The sequence below is a fragment of the Micromonospora sp. NPDC007220 genome (genome assembly GCF_040634035.1).
In the GTDB taxonomy this organism is placed as follows: Bacteria; Actinomycetota; Actinomycetes; order Mycobacteriales; family Micromonosporaceae; genus Micromonospora; species Micromonospora reichwaldensis.
The window spans coordinates 1-7,019 of record NZ_JBEYEU010000055.1; the positions used below are offsets into that span (position 1 = coordinate 1).

General features: G+C 75.5%; 1 protein-coding gene. It reads left to right on the forward strand.

Annotated elements, in window-relative coordinates:
• Positions 1-7,019 (forward strand): SDR family NAD(P)-dependent oxidoreductase (locus ABZ573_RS32370; RefSeq protein WP_358122899.1); only part of this gene is annotated, 7,019 nt, incomplete at both ends.

Genomic DNA, 7,019 nt, shown 5'->3' on the forward strand with positions numbered 1-7,019 from the left:
TTCGTGTTGTTCTCGTCGGTGGCGGCCACCCTCGGCTCGCCGGGGCAGGGTAACTACGCGGCGGCGAACGCGTTCCTCGACGCCCTCGCGCAGCACCGCCGGCAGCAGGGGCTGCCCGCCACCAGCCTCGCCTGGGGACTGTGGGCCACCAGCAGCGCGATGACCGCGCACCTGCACGGCAACGACCACCGCAAGGCGATCCGCGCCACCAGCGCCCCGCTGACCGACCAGCAGGGCGTCGCGCTCTTCGAGGCGGCACGGCAGCGCGGCAGCGCCCACCTCGTACTCATGAACCTGCCGCCGGCAAGCGCACGCCCGGCCGGCGGCACCGTGCCCAGCCTGCTGCGTGACCTGGTCCGCACCTCCGCTCCGGCCCGCCGCGCGGTGGGTCGGGGCACGGCCGACACCGCGTCGGTGCGGGACCGCCTGGCGATGCTCAGCCCGGCCGAGCGGCGCAACCACCTGCTCGACCTGGTGGCCGCGAACGTCGCCAGCGTGCTCGGGCACCGCTCCGCGGAGAACGTCGACCCTCACCGCGCCTTCAAGGAGTTGGGCTTCGACTCGCTCACCTCCGTCGAACTGCGCAACCGGCTCTCCGCCGCGACCGGGCTGCGGCTGCCCGCGACCGTGGCGTTCGACCACCCGGCCCCCGCGGTGCTCGCCGACTTCCTCGACCGGGAACTGGGCGGCGGTTCGGACGCCGCCCGCCCGGCCGCGGTCGGTACGGCCGCCGCGCTCGACGAGCCGATCGCCATCATCGGCATGGCCTGCCGCTTCCCCGGCGAGGTGCAGACCCCCGAGCAGCTCTGGCAGGTGGTCACCGCCGGCGCCGACGTCATCTCGCCGTTCCCCACCGACCGGGGCTGGGACCTGGACGACCTGAGGGCCAGCGGCGGGGACGACACGTCCGTGCCCCGCCAGGGCGGCTTCCTGCACGACGCCGCCCAGTTCGACGCCGCCTTCTTCGGGATCTCGCCCCGGGAGGCGCTGGCCATGGACCCGCAGCAGCGGTTGCTGCTGGAGACGTCCTGGGAGGCCTTCGAACGGGCGGGGATCGACCCGCACTCGGCGCGGGGCAGCAGCACCGGTGTCTACGTCGGTCTCATCTACCACGACTACGCCTCCCAGGCCGCCGGAACCACCGACGAGGTGGACGGCTACGTCGGCAACGGCAGCGCGGGAAGCGTCGCCTCGGGACGCATCTCGTACCTGTTCGGCCTCGAAGGCCCCGCGGTCACCGTCGACACCGCCTGCTCGTCGTCGCTGGTCGCCCTGCACCTGGCCACCCAGGCGCTGCGGCAGGACGAGTGCCGGCTCGCGCTCGCCGGCGGGGTGAGCGTGATGTCCACCCCCGGCATGCTGACCGAGTTCTCCCGGCAGCGCGGCCTGTCGCCCGACGGTCGGTGCAAGGCCTTCGGCGCGGGCGCCGACGGCACCGGCTTCGCCGAGGGCGTCGGCATGCTCCTGCTGGAGCGCCTCTCCGACGCGCAGCGCAACGGCCACCGCGTCCTCGCCGTCGTGCGGGGCAGCGCGGTGAACCAGGACGGCGCCAGCAGCGGCCTGACCGCGCCGAACGGCCCCGCCCAGCAGCGGGTCATCCGGCAGGCGCTGGCGAACGCCCGGCTGACCCCGGGCGACGTCGACGCCGTCGAGGCGCACGGCACGGGCACCGCGCTGGGCGACCCCATCGAGGCACAGGCCCTCCTGGCCACGTACGGGCAGGACCGGCCGCAGGACCGGCCGCTGTGGCTCGGTTCGATCAAGTCGAACATCGGTCACGCCCAGGCGGCGGCGGGCGTCGCCGGGGTGATCAAGATGGTGCTGGCGATGCGGCACGGTGTGCTGCCGCCGACCCTGCACGCGGACGAGCCGTCGCCGCACATCGACTGGACCGCCGGCGCGGTGGCCCTGCTCACCGGCGCCCGGTCGTGGCCGGCCGTCGACCGGCCGCGCCGGGCCGCGGTGTCGTCGTTCGGCATCAGCGGCACCAACGCGCACACGATCATCGAACAGGCGCCGGAGTTCGTCCCGCCGCCCGCCGGGCCGCCCGCGGCGTCCCCCGTCGACCTGGTCGCGGGCGTCCTCTCGGCCCGTGACGACGCCGCCCTGCGCGAGCAGGCACGCCGGCTGCGGGGCCTGCTGGACGACGAGCCGGACCTGACGCTCGCCGACGTCGCCCACGCGCTCGCCACCCGCCGCACGGCCTTCGAACACCGCGTGGTGCTGCTGGCCCGGGACCGCGACGACCTGCTCACCGCCCTCGACGCGGTGGCCGCCGACCAGCCCTCGGCCGCCGTCGTCCACGGCGTGGCCCGCGGCGGACGCACCGCGATCCTCTTCTCCGGCCAGGGCGCCCAGCGCCCCGGCATGGGGCGCGAGCTGTACGACGCCCACCCGGTCTTCGCCGCCGCCCTCGACGAGGTGTGCGGGCACCTGGACCAGCACCTGCCCCGTCCGCTGCGCGAGGTGCTGTTCGCCGAGGCGGGCACGCCGGAGGCGGAGCTGCTGGACCAGACCGTCTTCACCCAGGCCGGGCTGTTCGCCGTCGAGGTGGCCCTGTTCCGGCTGGTCGAGTCGTTCGGCGTCCGGGCGGACCTGGTGGCCGGGCACTCGATCGGCGAGGTGGCCGCCGCCCACGTCGCCGGGCTGTTCAGCCTCGCCGACGCCTGCGCGCTGGTCGGGGCCCGTGGCCGGCTCATGCAGGCCCTGCCGCAGGGCGGCGGGATGCTCGCGGTCGGCACCGACGAGCAGGCCGTCGTGGAGTCGTTGGCAGGGCTCACCGACCGGCTCGGCGTCGCGGCGGTGAACGCCCCGACCGCCGTGGTGGTCTCCGGCGAGGTCGGGGCCCTCGACGAGGTGGAGCGGACCTGGCAGGACCGGGGCGTACGCACCCGCCGGCTGAACGTCAGCCACGCCTTCCACAGCCCGCTGATGGAGCCGATGCTGCGCGAGTTCCGGCAGGTGCTCGACACCCTGACGTTCCACTGGCCGGCCCTGCCGATCGTGTCGAACCTGACGGGCGAGGTCGCCGACCCCGACGAGATCGGCACCCCCGACTACTGGGTCCGGCACGTGCGCGAGACCGTCCGGTTCGCCGACGGGGTCGCCAGCCTGCGTACGCGCAACGTCCGGGTCTTCCTCGAACTGGGCCCCGACGCGGTGCTCGCCGGCATGGTGCGCGGCTGCCTGCCCGACGACGGCGAAACCCTCCCGGCGGCCGTCGTGGCGAGCCTGCGCCCGGGCCGCCCGGAACCGGTGTCGCTGATGAACGCGCTGGCGGAGCTGCACGTGCACGGCGTGCCGGTCACCTGGACCGACCTCCTGCCGGGCACCGCGACCCGCCCGGTGGACCTGCCGACGTACCCGTTCCAGCGGCAGCGGTTCTGGCCGGCGGTGGGGCGGCTGCGGGCCGGTGACGTCAGCGGCGCGGGCCTCGGTGTGGCGGGGCACGGCCTGCTCGGCGCGGCGGTCGACCTCGCCGGCGACGACGAGGTGGTGCTGACCGGCCGGCTGTCGCTGGCCACCCACCCCTGGCTGGCCGACCACGTGGTCTCGGGCGTGCCGCTGGTCCCCGGCACGGCGCTGGTGGAACTGGCCGTGCGCGCGGGCGACGAGGCGGGCGTGTCCCGGCTGCGTGACCTGGCGGTGCTGACGCCGCTGGTGCTCCCCGACGCGGGCGCCGTGCGGATCCAGGTCCGGGTGTCGGCGGGCGACTCGTCGCAGCGTCCCGTCGCCGTCTACTCGCGCCCCGACGACGACCCCGAGGCGGGCTGGCTCCAGCACGCCGAGGGTGTGCTGGAACCGGCGACGGCGGACGAGCCGAGGACGGGCACCTGGCCGCCGGCCGGCGCGACCGAGGTCGACCTGGCGGGCTGGTACCCGGCGCTCGTCGCGCGCGGCCTGGCGTACGGGCCGGTGTTCCAGGGTCTGCGACGCGCGTGGGTGGGCGACGGCGAGGTGTTCGCCGAGGTGGTCCTGCCGGACGACGCGGCGGCGGGCATCGACAGGTTCGGGGTGCACCCGGCGCTGCTGGACGCGGCCCTGCACCCGGTCGCCCTGCTGCTGGGCGAGGAGCCGGGCGGGCCACGGGTTCCGTTCGCGTTCGAGGGCGTGCAGGTGCACGCCTCGGGTGCCACGGTGCTGCGGGTCCGGTTGTCCCGCAGCGGCGCCGGCGTGCGGCTGGTGGCGTGCGACGAGGTGGGCGCGCCGGTGGTGTCGGTGGACTCCCTCGTCCTGCGTGAGCTGGCTGGCACGGCCACGGCGGGTGTGGCGTCCCGGTCGATGTTCGAGGTGGTCTGGCAGGCGGAGGAGACCGAACCGGTCGACGACGTGTCGGGTTGGGCGGTGCTGGGCGGTCCGGCCCTGCCGGGCGTTCCCGGCGGTCCCTCCGCCGAGACGATCAGGCAGCTGCTGGCCGCGATCGACACCGGCACCGCGCCGCCGCGCCGACTGCTGTTCACGCCGACCGGGCCGGACGCCGGCGACGTCGACGCGGCGCAGCGGGCCCGGGCCATGACGGCGGACGTGCTGGGCCTCGTGCAGGCGTGGCTGGCCGCGGACGTCCTGGCGGATTCGAAACTGGTGGTGGCCACCCGACGCGCCGTGTCCGTCGGCGACGAGGACCAGGTGACGGATCCGGCCGCCGCGGCGGTGTGGGGTCTGCTGCGTTCGGCGCAGTCCGAGCACCCGGGCCGCATCGTCCTGGCCGACGTGGACCGTGGCGTGAACCCCGGCGTGCTGGGCACCCTGACCCGCTATGCGGCGGACCCGACCGGCGGCCAGGTGGCCGTCCGTGGCGGCGAGGTCTTCGTGCCGCGCCTGGTCCGTGCGGTGGTGCCGGCGTCGGCGCAGGCGCCGGCCGTCGGTGACGGCGTGGTGCTGGTGACCGGCGGTACGGGCGCGCTCGGTGCGCTGGTCGCGGAGCACCTGGTGTCGGTGCACGGCGTGCGCTCGCTGGTGCTCGTGTCGCGGCGCGGCCCGGAGGCCGAGGGCGCCGGCGAGCTGACCGGGCGGTTGACCGCGCTGGGCGCCGACGTACGGATCGTCGCCTGTGACGTGACGGACCGGGACCAGGTGTTCGGCCTGGTGGCGGAGATCGGCGCCGAGGGTCGCCTGGCGGGTGTGGTGCACACGGCCGGTGTCCTGGACGACGGTGTCGTGGAGGGGCTGACGGCGGAGCGGCTGGCCGGGGTGTTGGCGCCGAAGGTGTCGGCCGGGTGGTTCCTGCACGAGGCGACGGCGTCCCTCGCGCCGGATCTGGACGTGTTCGTGGTGTTCTCGTCGGTGGCGGGGGTGCTGGGTTCGCCGGGGCAGTCGGCGTACGCGGCGGCCAACGCGTTCCTGGACGGGCTGGCGGTGTGGCGGCGCAAGTCGGGCCTGCCCGCGGTCAGCCTGGCGTGGGGCATGTGGGACACCGCCGGCATGGCCGCGTCGATCGGTGGCGTCGAGCGGGCCCGCTCGGCGCGCGCCGGCCTGCGGGGCATGAACGCCCGGACCGGTCTGGAGCTGTTCGACGCCGCCCTGGGCGCCGGCCGGCCGGCCCTGGTGCCGGCCGTGATCGACGTGCCCGCGCTGCGCGCGGCGGCCTCCGGCGGGATGGTGCCGCCGATGCTGCGGGTCCTCATCGGCACGGCGAACACCCGCCGCCAGGCGGGCAAGGGCGGTGACGGCTGGGCCGACCGGCTGGCCAGGCTCAGTGAGGAGAACGGCCTCACCGAGGTGGACCAGCTGGTGCGGGGTCTCGTCGCGCAGGTGCTGGGGCACGGCGGCGCCGAGGCGGTGCCGGCGGACCGGGCGTTCCGGGAGCTGGGCTTCGACTCGCTGACCGCCGTCGAGCTGCGCAACCGGGTCAACGGCGCGACCGGCCTGCGGCTGGCCTCGACCCTGGTGTTCGACTACCCGACCCCGCAGGCCCTGACCGCCCACGTGTACGCGGAACTGGTCGGCGAACGGCTCGCCGCCGTCGTCTCCGACGAGCCGGCCGGCGGCGACGCCGACGAGCCGATCGCGATCGTGGGCATGGCCTGCCGCTACCCCGGCGGCGTCCAGTCACCCGACCAGCTGTGGAAGCTGGTCAGCACCGGCGGGGAGGGCGTCGGCGAGTTCCCGGCCGACCGCGGCTGGGACCTCGACACGCTCTTCCACCCCGATCCGGACCACCCCGGGACGTCGTACACCCGGCACGGCGGTTTCCTGTACGACGCTGGCGCGTTCGATCCCGCGTTCTTCGGCATCTCGCCGCGCGAGGCCCTCGCCATGGACCCGCAGCAGCGGTTGCTGCTGGAGGCGTCGTGGGAGACGTTCGAGTCGGCGGGGCTGGACCCGTCGCGGCTGCGGGGCAGCCGGACGGGCGTGTTCGCCGGCGTCATGTACCACGACTACGCGAACCGGCTCATGGAGCTGGCCGGCGAGGTCGAGGGCTACGTCGGCACCGGCAACTCGGGCAGCGTGCTGTCGGGTCGGGTGGCGTACACGTTCGGGCTGGAGGGCCCGGCGGTCAGCGTCGACACGGCGTGCTCGTCGAGCCTCGTGGCGCTGCACCTGGCGGTGCAGGCGTTGCGCTCCGGCGAGTGCGATCTGGCGCTGGCCGGCGGCGTGACGGTGATGGCGACGCCGGGGACGTTCATCGAGTTCTCCCGGCAGCGGGGCCTGTCGGCCGACGGCCGGTGCAGGTCGTTCGCGGCGTCGGCCGACGGCACGGGCTGGTCCGAGGGCGTGGGCGTGCTGCTGGTGCAGCGCCTCTCCGACGCCCAGCGGGAGGGTCGGCGCATCTACGCGGTCGTGCGGGGCACGGCGGTGAACCAGGACGGCGCGTCGAACGGGCTGACCGCGCCGAACGGCCCGTCGCAGCAGCGGGTGATCCGGCAGGCGCTGGCGAACGCGCGGTTGACCACCGCCGACGTGGACGCCGTGGAGGCGCACGGCACGGGCACGACGCTGGGTGACCCGATCGAGGCGCAGGCGTTGTTGGCGACGTACGGGCAGGAGCGTCCGGGGGATCGGCCGCTGTTGTTGGGGTC